General features: G+C 36.6%; 15 protein-coding genes. 7 read left to right on the top strand and 8 right to left on the bottom strand.

Annotated features, from left to right (window positions below; translation table 11 throughout):
* A partial coding sequence (locus tag MOC86_RS03980) for a peptide chain release factor 3 (protein WP_268582834.1) occupies nucleotides 1–1,573 on the bottom strand: 1,573 nt, incomplete at its 3' end.
* 253 nt (nucleotides 1,574–1,826) lie between these two features.
* Between MOC86_RS03980 and MOC86_RS03975 the strand changes: the two genes are divergently transcribed.
* The 3 genes from MOC86_RS03975 to MOC86_RS03965 all read left to right on the top strand — a co-directional run bounded on the left by MOC86_RS03975 (nucleotide 1,827) and on the right by MOC86_RS03965 (nucleotide 5,503).
* Nucleotides 1,827–3,530 (top strand): DUF6044 family protein, encoded by a 1,704-nt coding sequence (locus tag MOC86_RS03975; protein ID WP_419146598.1) that lies wholly within the window; start codon nucleotides 1,827–1,829, stop codon nucleotides 3,528–3,530.
* 19 nt (nucleotides 3,531–3,549) lie between these two features.
* Complete coding sequence (locus tag MOC86_RS03970; RefSeq protein ID WP_268582830.1) at nucleotides 3,550–4,566, top strand: glycosyltransferase family 2 protein; 1,017 nt, start codon at nucleotides 3,550–3,552, stop codon at nucleotides 4,564–4,566.
* Between the two features lie 82 nt (nucleotides 4,567–4,648).
* Nucleotides 4,649–5,503, top strand: coding sequence for a CPBP family intramembrane glutamic endopeptidase (locus MOC86_RS03965; RefSeq protein WP_268582829.1), 855 nt, complete (start codon nucleotides 4,649–4,651; stop codon nucleotides 5,501–5,503).
* A gap of 15 nt (nucleotides 5,504–5,518) precedes the next feature.
* Here MOC86_RS03965 and MOC86_RS03960 read toward each other — a convergent pair whose 3' ends face one another.
* The 3 genes from MOC86_RS03960 to MOC86_RS03950 all read right to left on the bottom strand — a co-directional run bounded on the left by MOC86_RS03960 (nucleotide 5,519) and on the right by MOC86_RS03950 (nucleotide 9,088).
* Nucleotides 5,519–6,697 carry a S1C family serine protease gene (locus MOC86_RS03960; protein ID WP_268582828.1) on the bottom strand — a complete coding sequence of 393 codons (1,179 nt, stop codon included), beginning with the start codon at nucleotides 6,695–6,697 and terminating at the stop codon, nucleotides 5,519–5,521.
* A gap of 199 nt (nucleotides 6,698–6,896) precedes the next feature.
* Nucleotides 6,897–8,189 carry an NCS2 family permease gene (locus MOC86_RS03955; RefSeq protein ID WP_019393336.1) on the bottom strand — a complete coding sequence of 431 codons (1,293 nt, stop codon included), beginning with the start codon at nucleotides 8,187–8,189 and terminating at the stop codon, nucleotides 6,897–6,899.
* 695 nt (nucleotides 8,190–8,884) lie between these two features.
* A complete protein-coding gene (locus MOC86_RS03950) occupies nucleotides 8,885–9,088 on the bottom strand; it encodes a hypothetical protein (protein ID WP_268582826.1) in 204 nt (67 codons plus the stop codon).
* Nucleotides 9,089–9,301: 213 nt separating this feature from the next.
* On the opposite strand from MOC86_RS03950, the gene MOC86_RS03945 reads away from it, so the two are divergent.
* The 3 genes from MOC86_RS03945 (at nucleotide 9,302) to MOC86_RS03935 (ending at nucleotide 10,682) form a co-directional block, all read left to right on the top strand.
* Nucleotides 9,302–9,523 (top strand): hypothetical protein, encoded by a 222-nt coding sequence (locus tag MOC86_RS03945; protein WP_268582825.1) that lies wholly within the window; start codon nucleotides 9,302–9,304, stop codon nucleotides 9,521–9,523.
* Between the two features lie 26 nt (nucleotides 9,524–9,549).
* Nucleotides 9,550–9,963, top strand: a complete 414-nt coding sequence (locus MOC86_RS03940; protein WP_268582824.1) for a hypothetical protein — start codon at nucleotides 9,550–9,552, stop codon at nucleotides 9,961–9,963.
* Nucleotides 9,964–10,127: 164 nt separating this feature from the next.
* Nucleotides 10,128–10,682 carry a DJ-1/PfpI family protein gene (locus tag MOC86_RS03935; protein WP_268582823.1) on the top strand — a complete coding sequence of 185 codons (555 nt, stop codon included), beginning with the start codon at nucleotides 10,128–10,130 and terminating at the stop codon, nucleotides 10,680–10,682.
* A 36-nt stretch (nucleotides 10,683–10,718) separates the two neighbouring features.
* On the opposite strand, the gene MOC86_RS03930 is transcribed toward MOC86_RS03935, so the two are convergent.
* The gene (locus MOC86_RS03930; protein ID WP_268582821.1) at nucleotides 10,719–11,285 is read right to left on the bottom strand and encodes a class I SAM-dependent methyltransferase; all 567 of its coding nucleotides are present in this window, start codon (nucleotides 11,283–11,285) and stop codon (nucleotides 10,719–10,721) included.
* A gap of 472 nt (nucleotides 11,286–11,757) precedes the next feature.
* The gene (locus MOC86_RS03925; protein WP_268582819.1) at nucleotides 11,758–13,194 is read right to left on the bottom strand and encodes a potassium/proton antiporter; all 1,437 of its coding nucleotides are present in this window, start codon (nucleotides 13,192–13,194) and stop codon (nucleotides 11,758–11,760) included.
* A gap of 426 nt (nucleotides 13,195–13,620) precedes the next feature.
* Between MOC86_RS03925 and MOC86_RS03920 the strand changes: the two genes are divergently transcribed.
* On the top strand, nucleotides 13,621–14,700 hold the full coding sequence (locus MOC86_RS03920; RefSeq protein WP_268582817.1) for an ATP-binding protein: 1,080 nt from the start codon (nucleotides 13,621–13,623) through the stop codon (nucleotides 14,698–14,700).
* A 26-nt stretch (nucleotides 14,701–14,726) separates the two neighbouring features.
* Here MOC86_RS03920 and MOC86_RS03915 read toward each other — a convergent pair whose 3' ends face one another.
* On the bottom strand, nucleotides 14,727–15,338 hold the full coding sequence (locus MOC86_RS03915; protein ID WP_268582816.1) for a DedA family protein: 612 nt from the start codon (nucleotides 15,336–15,338) through the stop codon (nucleotides 14,727–14,729).
* Between the two features lie 674 nt (nucleotides 15,339–16,012).
* Entirely contained in the window at nucleotides 16,013–17,437 is a 1,425-nt protein-coding gene (locus MOC86_RS03910) for an NAD-dependent succinate-semialdehyde dehydrogenase (RefSeq protein WP_268582814.1), read from the bottom strand.
* Nucleotides 17,438–17,530 lie beyond the last annotated feature (93 nt).

The following is a 17,530-nucleotide window of genomic DNA, read 5'->3' as shown; positions in this document are numbered from 1 at the left end:
TTTTCTTTTCAAATGATGTTGTTAACGTAACGTCAGGATATTTATCTTGGAAAAGACGGAACACAAAGTCATTTTCAAAAAGCAAAACAGAATGTCCATCACGGTCAAGAACATGAAGAACACGGGAATCAAGCATACGGTCTTGAATTTGATCTTTCGGAATCCAACGTGCAATATGATGATTCATATACTGGAATTCAAGATCTACCCCATATTCCCCTTTCATTCTATGTTCGAAAACCTGGAACTGAAGTTCTCCAACAGCTCCTAGAATATAGTCTTGGAAGAAAGGTGTTTTATAAAGCTGCACAGCTCCTTCTTGAACAAGCTGTGTTAAACCTTTTTCGAAATGTTTATGTTTCATCGCATTTTTCACACGAACTTTGCGGAACATTTCAGGTGGGAATTTTGGAAGTTCATCAAATTCAAACGTTTCGTTTCCACCAATAATTGTGTCGCCGATTTGATAGTTACCTGAATCATAAATTCCAATAATGTCACCTGGAAAAGCTTTATCAACCGTTTCTCGGCTTGATGCTAAAAATTGATGTGATTGAGCAAGCTTCATGCTACGACCTGTTCTTGGGAGCGTTACTGTCATTCCACGCTCAAAAACCCCACTGCATACACGAACAAAGGCAATACGATCGCGGTGTGCTGGATTCATATTTGCTTGAATCTTAAAAATAAACCCTGAAAAGCTGTCATCTAGCGGACTTACTTCGCCTTTTGAAGCATGACGAGGCTGTGGCGGCAACGTTAGCGGTAAAAATGAATTAAAGAAAGATTGAACACCAAAGTTAGCAATAGCACTACCGAAAAACACAGGCGTTAGCTCACCGCGTTTTACTTTTTCAAGATCAAATTCATTTCCAGCTTCTTCAAGTAAACTAATCTCGTCAATAAGCCCTGGAAGATACTCACTTCTTACATGTTCTTCTAACTCTTTTGTAATTGTTTTTCCATCAAAAGGAATGAACACGGATTCTTCGTTTCCACGATATACTTCAACCTGTTTTGTAAAACGATCATAAGTTCCTTGAAAAGCTTTCCCCATTCCAATTGGCCATGTTGCTGGATATGATTCAATTTCAAGTACTTCTTCGATTTCTTCTAACAGCTCAAGCGGATCTTTTCCTTCACGATCAAGCTTATTAATAAACGTTAGAATCGGGATTCCACGCATACGGCATACTTTAAAAAGTTTTAGTGTTTGAGCTTCAATTCCTTTTGTACCATCAATGACCATCACCGCACTATCTACGGCCGTTAATGTTCGATACGTATCTTCACTAAAGTCTTCATGTCCTGGAGTATCTAATATGTTAATAAAATGATCACGATATGAGAACTGCATAACGCTTGATGTTACCGAAATTCCACGCTGCTTCTCAATTTCCATCCAGTCGGACGTCGCAAATTTACCTGATTTTTTACCTTTTACTGTTCCTGCTGAGCGAATCATTCCTCCAAGCAAAAGCAGCTTCTCTGTGAGCGTTGTTTTCCCAGCATCAGGGTGAGAAATAATAGCAAACGTGCGTCGGGACTCCACTTGCTCCTGTTGTATTGACATCTTTACTAACCTCATTTCTATCTCAAAAAGTTCTCTTTTTATATCATCTTTGAAAAATAACTGCTTTATTATCTTAACACTTTGAACCGTAGTTTTCCTCTTTTTTTCTTAAAAAACCTCTTATGTCAGTTTCAATTTTCTAAACTTCACACTTTGGAATATGTTGTAAAAGCATGGGATGGCGCATTGTTCGATTTAAGCTAGGAAATACTTTTACTACGCTCCTCTACACCTTAAAAGAGCAATACTGTTAATGGATGTGTTTTTTATGTTTTCATCTTCACATTACCAAAAAGAACGAGTCTACTTTTTTATTGGACTAGCCCTTCTTCTCCTATATGTCTCTCCTCTCTATATATTAGGAGAAGATGCACACATTCGCGTTCATGATAATTTAGACTCCAATATTGCGTGGTACAAAGTACTTGCTGAAAGCGGTCAGCTTAATGGACCTCTTCATGCTGTTATTCCTCAAGTTATGAATGGAATTGATCGAGGTTCTTTCGGCACAGAATGGAGCTTGATTGTTTGGCTTCACTATCTTTTTCCCTCTATGACGGCATATGCACTCAGCCAAACCATTACAAGAGTTGTAGCCTTCATTGGAATGTATCTTTTATTAAGAAAACATTTTATTACAGAGGAAAAAGCCTCCTTTATTACAATTGGGGTTTCATTAGCTTTTGCACTTACCCCTTTTTGGCCTTCTGGTATGTTAAGTACGCTTGGACATCCACTTGCACTTTGGGCTTTTTTGAACATTCGAAATAGAGATTCGTCATGGAAAGAGTGGCTTACACTTGCTCTTATTCCTTTCTATTCAAGCATTGTACTTGGCTTTTTCTTTCTGCTTGTAGCTGTATCTCTCCTGTGGCTTTATGATGGAATTTTTAAAAAGCGATGGAATGTGGTGTTTCTTTTAAGCATCGTCTTTATGACACTCATTTATTTACTTATTGAATATAGGCTTATCTATTCACTTCTTATTCCACATGAATTATCGCACAGAAGTGAATTCATCTCTTCAAGACACGTTTTCGCTCAATCATTTCGACTATCATTTAAAAATTTCATTTTCGGTCACACACATGTGCACACAATGCATACCGCTATTATATTGCCAATTTTGTTTCTTGCTTCGTTTCTTGTAATTGTCCGTAATAGGCTTAAACAGAACGCAACTTTTCTTTTTCTTTTCTTCTTAAGTTACGTTTTATCTCTTTGGTATGCTCTTTGGTTCAATAAAATGTGGATTCCCTTAAAGTCACACATTGACTTGCTTAATACATTTAACTTTGCACGCTTTCATTTTCTACGTCCTCTTGTGATTTACGTAAGTTTTGCTCTTGCTTGCTATGTTTTGTATCGAATGAATTCGTTTTTTAAGGCACTTTCATTGTTTGCGGTAGCAGCACAAATTATCGTGCTTGCGCCTTTTAATGAAGAATTTTTGTACGGTACTTATTATCATCCTCCATCGTTCCGGGAGTTTTATGCCGAAAAGCAGTTTCAAGATATAAAGGAGCATATTAATTTACCTCAAAGCACTTACCGAGTCGCAAGCATTGGTATTCATCCAGCTATTGCACAATATAACGGTTTTTATACGATTGATTCATACAGCAATGTTTATCCACTTTCTTATAAGTATCAATTTCGCAAAATCATTGCTTCTGAGCTTGATAAGGATGACAAAATTAGGACGTATTTTGATGAATGGGGCAGCAGATGTTATATCTTTGTAGCTGAACTTGGGAAGAAGTATGAGTTTCGAAAAGATTCTAAAAAGAAAATTAAAAACTTGGAGCTTAATACAGGTGCCTTTAAAGAAATGGGAGGAAAATATTTATTCTCTGCTCTTCCTATTTTAAATGCAAGCGACAACAATCTTGAGCTTGTAAAAGTATTTGATCATAAAGAATCGGCTTGGAAAATTTATTTGTACGAAGCAAAATAATGAAGGAGGAGAAAAAGTAATGAGTGAAAACCCACTCTTAACTGTCGTTGTACCTTGTTATAATGAAGAAGAAGTACTAGAAGATACGATGAAAAAACTTCATAACTTATTAGAAGAGCTTGTTCATGAGAAACTCGTTCATCCAAAGAGTAACCTCCTCTTTGTTGATGACGGAAGCCGTGACAAAACGTGGAGCATAATTGCTAAAGAAAGCGTACATCATCCTTGGATAAAAGGATTGAAACTTGCTCGCAATGTTGGCCATCAGAAAGCACTTATAGCAGGACTAGAAAAAACAGCCGAAGTAGCAGACTGCGCCATTTCTATTGATGCTGATCTTCAAGATGATATTAAAGCAATTAAAGAGTTTTTAGTAAAGTTTCACGAAGGCTATGATATTGTTTATGGAGTAAGAAGAAGACGAACAACAGATACATTTTTCAAACGATCCACAGCTCTCGGTTTTTATCGATGTATGAACAAACTTGGTATTGAACTTATTTATAATCATGCTGATTTTCGTCTTATGAGCAAAAGAGCGTTAACAGAACTTCGTCGTTATAAAGAAAAAAACTTGTTTCTTCGTGGTATCATCCCTCTTATTGGTCTCAACACTGCTGAAGTTTTTTATGACCGAAAAGAAAGACTTGCAGGTGAAAGCAAATATCCTCTAAAAAAAATGCTTTCATTCGCCTTTGACGGGATCACATCATTTAGCGTAAAGCCTATTCGATTTATCACATATATTGGATTCTTTTTGTTCCTTTTAAGCGGGTTTGCCTTTTTGTATGCTTTCGTCCAAAAGCTGCTTGGTTCTGCTGATTCTGGTTGGACATCTATTATTGTCTCACTATGGTTTTTAGGCGGATTGAATTTAATTGGAATTGGAGTTGTTGGAGAATACATCGGGAAAATATTCACAGAAGTAAAAGCTAGACCTCATTACGGGGTGGATATTGATTTGTATACAAGTTCGCTAACGGGGGAAAAAAGTGAAGGAATAGAACCTACCGTCTTATTTAAAGAAGAAAAATAACTCTTATAACAAGGCAATAAGCATGTTTCTCTTTTAGGACCATAAGTATGGTATAAAGTCCGGATTGGAAGGAGAGAACGGTATGCTTTTGCCTTCTTTTATTTATAATGTGCAAGGAAAAAACGATCATAAACATTACGTTTACTCTTTTTTTAGTATTCTTTTTTCATATGTTATAGCAGGTACATTTCTTTATACTGTTGTGACATCCTTCATCTTATCGCCTTCTTCAGCCGTATCGTTCGGGTTAAGTCACCTTTTTAATATCTGTTGGATTGTTGGACTATGGATTTCAGTAGCGAAAATTCATAAACGACCTTTCTTAACTCTTATAACAATTGAGCGTGCATTTTGTTGGCACTTTTTCTCCAGAAGCTTTTTCGCTGTATTTTTTTTATTATTTTTATCACAGCTTATCAGCTTTTCTTTATTTCCTCATTTTTATATTTTACAGTACATAGAGTGGACAAGGTTTCTGTTCTTTGCTTTACTTTCTATTTCCCTCGTTCCCCTGCAAGTTTTATCAGAAGAGCTGTTTTTTAGAGGATTTCTTCTACAATGGTGGGGAAAAGTCTGTTTCTCTCCACTTTGGCTTGCAATATGTTCTGGGCTATTTTTTGGTTCTCTTCACTTTATGAATCCTGAAATGAACGTTTCTTTCTTCCTTGTTGGGTTTCAGTACGTTTTTGTTGGCTTTATTCTAAGCTATATAACAGTAAAAGCTAACCGCTCTGAACTAGCTATAGGCGCTCATACTGCGAACAACCTTTTCATCGCTTTATTTCTTGGAGATGCTCATAGTGTGCATGGACTTCTTCCTTCGCTATTTATTGTAGAAGATGAAAATGCTTTTTGGTCTTTATGTTTAACAATGTTTGTTTTCTTATCTTTCTATCTCTTCTGTTCTCGCTACTTTAATAAAAAAAGAGCGGCATAAGCGCCGCTCTTTTTATTAAAATGATACTGTTGTTGTTTGCTCTTTTCCGTTACGATAGTACGTAATGCTCATCTTCTTACCATTTGACTCGTAAATACTGCGTCGAAGTTCCGCATCGCTTGAAATTTTGTCTCCATTTACTTTCGTGATTACATCGTACTGCTTCAATCCAGCTTTTTCGGCTAGAGATGAACCTTCTACCTCAATGATAACAACGCCTTCTTGAACACTATCCGGCAGTTTTAATGTTTCTGTTCTTCCAACAGGATTGACTTGAGAAAGATCAGCAATTCGCACACCTAATGTTGGGCGGTCCACTTTCCCATCCTGCTCTAAATCTTCAATAATTGGTTTTGCTACATTCATTGGAATAGCAAACCCAATTCCTTCTACTTCGTCTTGAGCAATTTTACTTGAGTTAATCCCAATCACTTGACCGTCGATATTTATAAGAGCTCCACCGCTGTTTCCTGGGTTGATCGATGCATCTGTTTGAATAACTTCAGATTGCCAATCTTCTTGACCATCTCCATTTGTATCAACTGGAATCGTACGGTTTGTACTACTAATAATTCCTTCCGTTACACTTCCTTCTAAGAAACCAAGCGGATTTCCGATTGCAATAGCTGGTTCCCCTAACGTTAGCTTACTTGAATCACCAAGCTCTGCTACAGAATTCACTTTGCTTCCATCAATACGAAGAACAGCTAAGTCTGTTAACTCATCAGAGCCAACCACTTTTGCTTGCAAGCGCGTTCCTTCTGAAACTTGCACTTCAATTTGAGAAGCTCCATCAACAACGTGATGATTTGTTACAATATAAGCATAATCACCGGACTTTTTATAAATAACGCCAGATCCTGCTCCTGTTTCTGTTGTGCCTTCAAAAAGTTGGTTTCCTTGATATGTATAAATACCCACAACAGATTCCAATGTTTTATCAACCGCTTTTGTTGTATCACTTTTCACAGCAACGGCATTTTTAATAGGCAGCGAACTTGTTGTGGTTGTTTGTGAGGAAGCTGTGCTTGCTTTATCCTCAAGCAACCCAAATTCATCGCTTGTCATAAAAAATACAGTAGCTGCACTTGATACAACGGCCACAATGATCATAATTAGAAATGTAAAAACTGGATTACGTTTCTTTTGCGGACGATACTGTTCTTGTGACTCAGAATCATCGTAATATCCCATAACAACGTCTCCTTTCACGTCTACGACTCATTCATAGTTTTTTATTTTTGGGTGTATATGGTTATGATAGCTGTGAACTTATTGTAGCAAAGCTCTATTGCAAAATCACGGTTTATGGTGTTCTTCACATAAATTCACACAAAGTCCCACAATTAGTTGACATAACAAAATGGCACGAACGAGTGTCCGCACCATTTTTTTATATGCCGTGTAAAAAGAAATTCATGAGAAAAAGTCCTGCAATAATATATAGCGGAACAGACACTTCTTTGTAGCGGCCAAGAACAAGCTTCATAAACGGATAAGCAACAAAGCCAAATGCCATTCCATCTACAATGCTATACGTAAACGGAATAATCACGATCACTAAAAACGCAGGAAATGCTTCTGAGAAATCTTTAAAGTTAATTCCCTTTACATTCTCAAGCATAAGTCCACCAATAATAATTAAAATTGGTGCAATAGCAGTGTTCGGAATGAGCGAAATGACCGGTAGAAAAAATAGAGCTACTAAAAACAGCAGTCCACTAACTAAAGATGTTAAACCAGTTCGGCCTCCTGCTGTTATACCTGAAGCAGCTTCTACTGTTGACACCGTTGGACTTGTTCCAAAAAGCCCCGAAAGCATGGAAGAAATCGCTGTTGCTCGAATAGAACGCTTATACTTCTCAGGTTTTCCAATCATCTCTGTTTGACCATGAATAAGACCAATATTTTCAAAAACAAGAACCATTGCTAATGAAAAAACGGCAATCCAGAAGGCTACTGAAAAGATACCTTGAAATGAAAACTGAGCAAAAACGTCCAAATAGTTCGAAAGCGATACGTCCGCTTGTTTCGGAGCAGCATTTTCCACTCCAAAAAAGTGACCGATTAAAGAACCTGCAATAATCGTTAACAAAAAGTTAGCTGGAACATTCCGAATGAACAATACGAGCGCAATAAGAAGTGTTACAACAGTTGCTAAGACTTCTGGACTGTGAAAGTCCCCAAGCGCTAATATAGCATTATTGCCACCAACAACAATTCCACCTTTCTCCAATCCAATAAGAGTTAGAAAAAGCCCTATTCCAACTGTGATAGCTTCTTTCAAGCCTTTTGGAATAGATCGTGAAAGAGTATGAGAAAGAGGCGTGAACGCGACGATTGTAAACAAGATGCCAGCAACAAAAACAGCTCCTAGCGCTTCTTGCCACGGCAACCCCATTCCCTGAACAATAGTATAGGAAAACAAAGCATTTACACCCATACCAGGAACAATAAGCAAAGGAGCATTGCCTAAAAAAGCGACAAGAAGACATCCGACGAAACAAGTAACGACTGTCGCCACTATCCCTGCTTGAAGCGGAATCCCTGCTTCTGACAAAATTAAAGCGTTCACAGCAATAATATACACAATTGTAAAAAACGAAATCATGCCTGCTAATACTTCTGTTTTTACGGTTGTACCATGTTCTGCGAGATGAAAGCGTCTTTCAAAAAATGGATGCACTTTCTTCGTACCTTCTTTTCCTAAAAACCCTCGACCCTACCCGTTAACAGTTACAGACTGCAACAGGTTACATTTTAGCAACTTTCCTGTGTAATGACAACTGTTTTTAAACACCACTTGTAGCTATCATATAGTCCATGTTAGAGAAATGAAAAAACAGGCGAATATTTCTGCTAACTTCCCATGTTTCACACTAGTTCGTTGCCTCTTTTTCTTCAGGTTTTTTTTCTTATTATAGATTTACCACTAACCAAGAAAGCTATACAGCTCATAAAAATAATCGAAAGCATGCTCAATTGAAATGAAAAAAGAACTTTGTACACGATACAAAGTAAAAAAGAAAGAAAAAGCCCAATTAGGAACGCCTGTTGTTTTCCTAATATAAGCAAGCAAATTTGCAGGAGGAGGCAGCTACTGAAAGAAAGAGGAATAGTCAAGAAGAAAGAGTGTTTCCACCATGAAAGAAGCGAATGCTTATCATGTAAATAAATACCGTAGTATAAAGAAGCTAGCATATGAAAAGTAAGCCAAAACGCAGCTACCCTAGCTAAGAACCGCTGCACTCTTTCTCCCTCCTTCTTCCTATATTAGTAGCTAGTATATGTAGAAAAGGCTATTTTTCATTATGAAACAGTAAAAAAGCTGACGTAGACGTATAAACCTTTTATACTCCTACATCAGCTTTTTAAACGTTCTTAAAAGAAAATCGAAAATCCGATAAATAGCATGCCAACAATAAGGCTTCCATAGCTCAATTTTGTTCTAAATTTTTGATGCACTTCTTTTTCCGTAACAGAAGTTACATATTTTATAGAAGCTAGCGGGGCAAACCAAAGCAGTGATGAAACTAAAATAAAGAGAATCCCAATTATAAGGATCATCTCCTCAATAAACGGCATGTTTCGTCCCTCCTTGTTCAATAAGAAACTCTTCTGTACTTCTTTAGTATAACACGTCTCTAACTTGTTTTTATGATTCTTATCTTTTTCAACAGTTTTTAGGCTTTTATTTAGATTCCTCTATAAAATCAGGCTTTTGATTTAGTATACTCGTCCATTCGTTTTGTTCTATTTCTCATATGATACTACTATACAAAGGAGGTGAAGACGCTTATGTTCGAACGAAACTGCAACAATAAAGCTGAAAGAAACAAAGCAACAAAAACCTTCTTTTTTGGTAGCAAAAGAAACAACCGTCAAAATAACAGCTGTTGCAGGGAAGATCGAAATATGGACGAAAACAACGATCCAAGTTTGAATCCACCTCTTATTTTCAAAAGATACTCACCTTTTAGGCACGAAGAAGAAAACTGTTTTTTAAACGAAATTTATTAATCAAATTATTAGGGAGCTGAATAGGTATGTACGAATTCGAATATGATTATGACAAGAAAAAAGATTGGAAAGATGACGAAAAAGACTGTAAAGAGAAAGAATTCAAAAAAGTAAAATGTGTTTGTGAAGAAATCGAAGACCGTCACGACCATGATAAAGAGGATGACAAAGACGACTACAAACGCCGTCGCAAGCATGATGACAAAGACGACTACAAACGCCGTCGCAAGCATGATGACAAAGACGACTACAAATATGACTACAAACACGATGACAAAGACGACTACAAAAAACATCACAAACATGATGACTGTGGTTGTAAAGATAAAGATGAAGACAAAAAAGACCGCCACCATCATTATGACCGCAAAAAAATCGTTCTTAAAGGCTACATGCACTTTAAAGATGATGATTGTGGATGTAAAAGAAAACGCTACTAAAAGCAGACTTTTTTTATACTAAGGTACACCCTCCCCTTACCTTCTATAAAATTGTGCGGATGTGAGAGGATAAGTAATTTGCTTATCCTCTTTCTGTGCAATTTTTATCCATTTCTGCTATTCTTAACTTGTACAGTATTATTTTAAAAAGGAGAGGATTTTTAGTGTCTAAAAAAGTCTTAATTTTAACAGGGGACGCCGTTGAGGCTCTAGAAGTTTTTTATCCGTACTACCGCTGTCTTGAAGAAGGATTTGACGCAACTATTGCGGCTCCAGCTGTAAAGAAAATCAATACTGTTGTACATGATTTTGAAGATTGGGATACATACACAGAGAAACAGGCTTATAAACTAGACTCCCATGCAGCTTTTTCAGATATCAAACCAGAAGAATACGATGGACTCATCATTCCCGGAGGACGTGCTCCTGAACATATTCGGATGAACGAATACGTTCCGTCAATCGTGGAACATTTTTTTCAAGAAGGAAAACCAATTGCAGCCATTTGTCATGCAAGTCTCGTTTTTACAGTCATTAATCGTGAGCTCTTAAAAAATAGAGAAATGTCTGCTTACATTGCATGCAAACCTGAAGTCGAAAGTGTTGGTGCAACTTATATTAACAAACCTTTACACGTTGATAACAACCTTGTCTCAGGTCATGCATGGCCTGATCTTCCTGCCGTTATGAAAGAGTTTATCGGACAGCTTCATAAATAAAGGGAAAGGACCGAAATATATTTCGGTCCTTTCCCTTTATTTACTTTCTCTCTTTTTAGCTAATATAAACCATTTTTTCTTTCCACCCACAATATCGGTATACAAATCTGTATGAACTTCTGTAAAATGTGAAGAAAGAAACCCAGCAATATCCTGATCTGATAGAAGTGATGTCTCATCGTCTTCTTCTCCTAACTGCGCTAAGCACGCTAACGCAAGGTACCCTCCATCCCTCAGCATCGAGGCCATTTCTTCCACAAATTTTTCGTTCTCTGAAAATGTTGTAACATGAAAATCGTTAGCAACAAAAATACCTTGAAATGCAAGTTCCTCCTCCTTCAAATTTGAAAGATACTGAAGGTTTTTCACATTTCTTATTTTTGCCTTTTTTGTAGCTTCTATTACATTCTGACTAGATTCATCATATCCTAAAACGCCTAGACCTTTTTCAGCAAAAAACAAGCTATTATGCCCAGCACCACAGTGATAAACAAGCAAATCCTTAACAGCTAAACGTCGGAAAAACCAATATGCTTTTACTGCGGACGGACAAGGCTGGTCTTTCCACAAATATTCTTCATTATTCTCCAACGGTACACTCATGTCAACGCTCCTTTATCTTCTTTATAATTATTGCTTTTCTTTTTCAATTCCCTCCACCAAGACTCTGTGAATTTTTGTACAAGTACAGCTACTCCTACTCACCTTAAAGTTATTCCAAAATTGAGATCCACTTCTCATAGCTCCTCATTGTCACCATTCATCTCTATTTCCCTTATACAAATGAAGAACCTTTACTTTTTCTAGAGAGAGACAAATAGGTGATTCAGCCTTTATATTCCCTATTTTTAACAGTTGTGAGTATCTGATCGTTGTGCTTCAATTCGATTCTTCGTCACATTACGTTACATATTCTACTTAATATTCATTATTTTCCCATACCAGCTTTTCTTTCGCGATAAAAGTGTGAGAAGTTATTACATTTTTATTCCTTCTCTTCCTATTTACGAATGAAACACTGTTAAAGTTTCAAAAATAAAAAAGAGCTTCAGTATACTAAAGCTCTTTTTCTTTCTTATTGAAACATTTTTTTAACTTCCTGCCGTTTTGCTTTTGGAATAAGCACATAAAGGGTGTCATGATTTTCAAGAATTGTTTCACCTCTTGGTGTCACAACTTGCTCTCCTCTTACAATAGCCGTAATCAATACTTCAGAAGGTAAGTAAATATCTTTTAGTTCCTTTCCTATCACTTTTGAACCTTCTTTTAACACAACTTCAATAATCTCTGAACTTGTTTTCCCCATTGATACAAGCTCTAAAATATGTGGAGATTGCTCTTGATCAGGGCCAGCAAGATTCAGCTTATTAGCAAGTGGTGAAAGGGTTGCTCCTTGAATAAGGGCAGAGGTGAAGACAACAAAAAAGACGGCATTAAATAAAAGCTCGCTTCCTTCTACTCCTGCAATTAATGGATATGTAGCTAAAACAATTGGAACTGCCCCTTTTAATCCTGCCCATGAGATAAATAGTTTTTCTTTGCCTGTATATTTCGTACCGATCATACTTAAAAACACACCGATTGGTCTGGCAATAATCATGAGAATAAAAGACAAAACAAGGCCTTGCCACGTAATAGCTAAGAGGTGCTCAGGAAAAACAAGCAAACCGAGCAAAATAAACATTAAGATTTGCATCATCCAAGCAAAACCATCTGTAAAACGTACAATTGACAGACGGTATGTCAAATCATTATTTCCAACCGTAAGTGCCATAACATAAACAGCTAAAAACCCGCTTCCGTGTAAAAGAGTTGTACCACTGAAAGTTACAATAGCCAAAGAAAGGGCCAGAACAGGATAAAGCCCTGATGAATCAAGATTGATGTTATTAATAATTTTAATCGATAAAAAACCAAATAAAAGACCTAAAAGAAGACCAAGCCCCATCTCAAGAACGAAATCTAATGGCAGAGACCATAATGATGTTGATGGTTCATTAATTAATTCGATCAAGGACACTGTTAGAAAAACGGCCATTGGGTCGTTTGTCCCTGATTCTGCTTCAAGGGTTGAAGTAAGCTTAGTTTTAATATTTTTATTGCCAAGCGCTGCAAAAACCGCTGCTGCGTCTGTCGAACCAACAATGGCTCCAAAAAGCATTCCTTCTGCCCACGTTAAGTCCAAAATGTATTTCGCACATGTCCCAACAAGAACGGCTGTAATTAAGACGCCAAAGGTTGCGAGAGATGTTGACGGACCAAGAATAGGTTTGATATGTTTCCATTTTGCCTGAATTCCTCCTTTAAAGAGGATGATAATTAAGGCGAAGATACCAACAAGTTGGGTAATTGAAGCATTATCGTAATAGATATAGCTCGTAAGCCCCATCCCTATTAAAATATATAAAACAAGCGAAGGAACCCCTAAACGATTGGAGAATTTTGTTGTAATAACGCCAAGCATTAGTAAAGCTGCACACAGAAAAATAAAAATTGTAATATTTATATCCAAAAATGTCACTCCTAGTGTATTGTTTTTCTCTTCTTTCAAAAAGAGAAAGGAAGTTGCTCAATTATCTCGAATAATAAAGAATAAGGTAAAATAAAACATACTCGTTACTCTCAATCTTTTATGATATTATCCATCCGCTTACGTTGCTCCCTATAAAAACACATTTGCTATTTCCGTTTTTATGTAAAAAACATTTTATTTGTCTAATAAGGATACAGCCTTTATGTTTCCATTCTTTTGTTTTGTCCTTTTTAGCACATACGATGTTATAAATTGCTTTTTCCTGTCATATATTGAAAAAAGAGAAGAAGTTCTTTGTTTATAATCTGTCCATCTTTTCTTATTGTTTAGGCAGTAAAATCTTCTTGTCTGCTCACCGGGAAATTTACGAGGCGAATAGCTACATAAAGAAGAGGAGTGATTTATATGTCATTTACCACTGATGATCAAGAGCGTACAAAAGCCGAATCTGAAAATACCCCACATGATTTAGTATTAGACCAAAATATTGATGTAAAATGTCGTTTTTCCTTAGAAGGCACTTACTTACAAGTATCCCCCAATTGTGAATATTTACTAGGCTATACAGAACAAGAACTCCTTCATCAAAACTACCAAGACTTCATCCATCCAGTGGACCTAAAAAAGTTGCATATGCAGCTAGAAAAAATGAACGATTCAATCGAAACTTTTAGCTTTCGCATTCAGCATAAAGACGGACACTATATTTGGATGGAAACGACTGTTGCCTTCATCCCCCACCCAGAGACAAAACAGTATGTTGAAGCTGTTGCCGTTGCAAGAGATATCAGCCATCGAAAAAAAACAGAACAGCATATGATGGAATCAGAAAAGCTTTCTGTAACAGGTCAGCTTGCAGCAGGAATTGCCCACGAAATTCGAAATCCCCTTACTTCTCTAAAAGGTTTCTTACAACTATTAAAAATGGATAATGATCACCGCGATGACTTTTTTAAGATTATGGAATCAGAATTAACAAAAATCGAAACAATTTCAAATGAGCTTATGGTTTTAGCCAAACCGAAACAAACAGATTTTAAATTTCATCGCCTTCAGTCTTTACTAGAACACGTTATTATGCTGTTAGACAGCGAAGCTTTTCGTCATTCCATTCAAATTGAACAAGAATTAACAGAAGAAAGCTTATACGTATACTGCGATGATACAAAATGTAAACAAGTGTTTCTCAACATCTTAAAAAATGCTATCGAGGCCATCGAACAAGATGGGAAGATTAACGTTAAAGTATTTAAAGAAGACGAACATACAGCCGTAATTGAAGTAAAAGATAACGGCTGCGGTATTCCAAAGCACCTTCTCAAAAAGCTTGGTTCCCCATTTTTCACAACAAAGAAGACGGGAAATGGACTTGGACTCATGGTTTGCTATAAGATTATTGAACAACAGAACGGAAGTATCTCAATTGAAAGCGAACCAAATGAAGGCTCAACATTTACAATTCGCCTTCCCCTTTATATGGCTTAATACAAAAGCTAGAATGTGGATAATAATTATCCTTTCATTCTAGCTTTTTGTTTATTTCTGATTGTCCATTTTCGAATGACCATTAATAATACAAAAATTAGAATAAAACAAAAAAGACCATAACTTGTTACTGTTTTCTCCATAACTGAAATATATTTATGAAAGTAAGTTCCAGCTGCAAAAAAAAGCGATGTCCACCCAAAGTTTCCAAGAGTTGTAAGAGAAAAGAAAAGGAAAAAAGGACTTTTGCCCGTTCCTGCAACATACGGAATTAGATGCCTTATAAAAGGAATGAAAACACTTATAGGAAAAGCACCTTTTTTATAACGTTCAATGAAGCTTTGTCCTCGCTCTAGAGACAGTTTTTCACGCAATGTTTTCCATTTGAGCAAGTGAGGTGCACCAATCCATCGGCCAATACTATAGTTAACAAGTGTTCCAATCGTCATCCCTATCCATGTTAAAAACCAAAGTAAGAGGTCATTTTGCGATAGAAAAGCTGCAAAATAGCCCACCGTCATGACAATCAGTTCATTTGATATTGGGATAATCACCCCAATCATCCCAAGGGACAGGAGAAAAATAAAAACAATAACCCCATACTCTTTCATGAAAACCACAATATCGACAAACTCCATTAGGCCACCTGCTTTTTTAGAAAAATTCACAATTGTTTTTTGTCTTTTTTATTTTATCATTTTCCCTTTCTATCTTTCTATCAAACGCCTTTTCGAGAGAAGTCTTCAGCAAGCATTTTCAGAAACTTGAACAAAATCAATTTTCATTGAAAATATGAAGCATCTACAGATACATTTCACTATACAAAAAAAGCATAGGTTTAGAACTTTTACACCATTTTCGAATACTGTAGCCTCATACAAGCAACTAAATTCTAAATGGCTAGTTCACTTTACACCAAAAAACTTTTTTATAAGAATAATATTCAATAATCAAACAATCTTGATACCCATTTTCAAAAATTCAGTCGATAAAAAGTATATTCTTCACTTCTTTATATTCTCTAAAAACAAAAAATACCCCTTTATATGGAGAGGAATTATATAGACAATACTCAAGGAGGAAAATAGAAGTATAAAAAATATAGAGAATTTAGTGCAAAACTAAGTTCCCTGTCTATTAACCTAACAAAGTATATTTAATAAAAAACCCCTTGAATTTCACAGTGAAATCCAAGGAGTTTTAGATAAGTAATCAGCCATTTTCCTTCTAGATAAACTCATTACAAAAAATCAGGGAATTTTTGCACTTTATCTTCCCTATATGTCAATGCCACTTGAAGCTCTTTTTTACCTTATAGGCCAAGTGAAATATATTTGATTTCTAAAAATTCATCAAGTCCATGATGTCCACCTTCACGGCCTAAACCACTTTCTTTAAATCCACCGAACGGAGCTTGAGCTGTTGAAGGAAGACCATCATTCAGCCCAACAATGCCGTATTCCAGATTTTCGGCAATTGATATTGCTTCTGAAATATGCTCAGAAAACACGTACGCAGCAAGCCCGTACGGTGAGTTGTTAGCGCGCTGTATGACCTCTTCATTTGTTTTAAACGTTGAAATAGGAGCAAGAGGTCCAAACGTTTCTTCTCTCATACAAAGCATACTATCATCAACATTACTAATGACAGTTGGTTGCATGAAATTTTCTCCGTGCTCAGCACTTTGCTCTCCACCTAAAAGAAGGGATGCTCCTTTATCCTTTGCATCTTGAATTTGGTGAGCAACTTTTTTGACTGCTTTTTCATCAATTAATGGACCAATCTCTATTCCTTCTTCTAATCCATTTCCAACGCGCAGCTTTTCTACTCCTGCAACAAATGCTTCTGTAAACTCTTTTTCAACTGCTTCATGTACGTAAATACGGTTTGTACATACACATGTTTGGCCTGCGTTACGAAATTTTGAAGTAATTGCTCCTTCAACAGCTTTTTCAATATTAGCATGCTCTGTCACAATAAAAGGTGCATGTCCACCAAGCTCAAGCGATACTTTTTTTACTGTATCTGCTGCGCCACGCATAAGCAGTTTGCCAACTTCTGTAGATCCTGTGAATGAAATTTTACGAACGCGGCTATCTTTCATCCACGTTTCTCCTATTTCAGCAGCATTTCCTGTTACAACATTAATAACTCCTTTTGGGATTCCTGCTTTTTCAGCAAGTTTGGCAAGCTTAAAAGCAGTTAAAGGTGTTTGTTCTGCTGGTTTGATTACAACTGTACACCCAGCAGCAAGCGCTGGCGCTACCTTACGAGTAATCATAGCCGCTGGAAAATTCCAAGGTGTAATCACCGCCACAACTCCAACAGGCTGCTTTTGCACAAAAAGACGCTTATTTGGTGCTGAAGCAGGGATTGTTTCCCCGTAAATTCGTTTTCCTTCTTCTGCATACCACGCTAAAAAACTATTAGCATATTTCACTTCTCCAATTGCTTCATTAAGCGGTTTTCCTTGTTCAATCGTCATAAGTTTGCCTATTTCTTCTTCTTCAGCAGCAATGGCTTCATACCATTTCATTAAAAGTGATGAGCGTTCTGCAGCTGTTTTGTTCTTCCAAGTTGAAAATGCTTCATAAGCTCCAGCAACCGCTCTCTCTGCTTCTTTTTCTCCTCCATTTGGAACCGTCGCAATTACTTCATTTGTAGCTGGATTGTTGACCTCAATATTCTCTTGAAGTGTAATCCATTCTCCATTAATATATAAGCGCTCTTGAGTCATTGGTTTTTCCACACCTTTCTTTATTTTTTCATTCTATCTTTTACTCTAGCATATTTTCCTTTGTCTGACTTATTGCAATGCTCAGACTTTTCC

Origin of the sequence: Priestia endophytica, assembly GCF_026790145.1 — a bacterium.
GTDB lineage: Bacteria > Bacillota > Bacilli > Bacillales > Bacillaceae_H > Bacillus_I > Bacillus_I endophytica_A.
The sequence above is the reverse complement of the archived record's forward strand: the minus strand, read 5'-3'. Positions and strand labels throughout refer to the sequence as shown.

What these genes read in the sequence shown, in the direction of transcription:
- MOC86_RS03960 (WP_268582828.1), bottom strand. Translation starts at nt 6,697, where the DNA reads ATGGGATATTACGATGATTCTGAGTCACAAGAACAGTATCGTCCGCAA.
- MOC86_RS03915 (WP_268582816.1), bottom strand. Translation starts at nt 15,338, where the DNA reads ATGGAGTTTGTCGATATTGTGGTTTTCATGAAAGAGTATGGGGTTATT.
- MOC86_RS03940 (WP_268582824.1), top strand. Translation starts at nt 9,550, where the DNA reads ATGTACGAATTCGAATATGATTATGACAAGAAAAAAGATTGGAAAGAT.
- MOC86_RS03930 (WP_268582821.1), bottom strand. Translation starts at nt 11,285, where the DNA reads ATGAGTGTACCGTTGGAGAATAATGAAGAATATTTGTGGAAAGACCAG.
- MOC86_RS03950 (WP_268582826.1), bottom strand. Translation starts at nt 9,088, where the DNA reads ATGCCGTTTATTGAGGAGATGATCCTTATAATTGGGATTCTCTTTATT.
- MOC86_RS03975 (WP_419146598.1), top strand. Translation starts at nt 1,827, where the DNA reads ATGGATGTGTTTTTTATGTTTTCATCTTCACATTACCAAAAAGAACGA.
- MOC86_RS03910 (WP_268582814.1), bottom strand. Translation starts at nt 17,437, where the DNA reads ATGACTCAAGAGCGCTTATATATTAATGGAGAATGGATTACACTTCAA.
- MOC86_RS03920 (WP_268582817.1), top strand. Translation starts at nt 13,621, where the DNA reads ATGTCATTTACCACTGATGATCAAGAGCGTACAAAAGCCGAATCTGAA.
- MOC86_RS03965 (WP_268582829.1), top strand. Translation starts at nt 4,649, where the DNA reads ATGCTTTTGCCTTCTTTTATTTATAATGTGCAAGGAAAAAACGATCAT.
- MOC86_RS03970 (WP_268582830.1), top strand. Translation starts at nt 3,550, where the DNA reads ATGAGTGAAAACCCACTCTTAACTGTCGTTGTACCTTGTTATAATGAA.
- MOC86_RS03945 (WP_268582825.1), top strand. Translation starts at nt 9,302, where the DNA reads ATGTTCGAACGAAACTGCAACAATAAAGCTGAAAGAAACAAAGCAACA.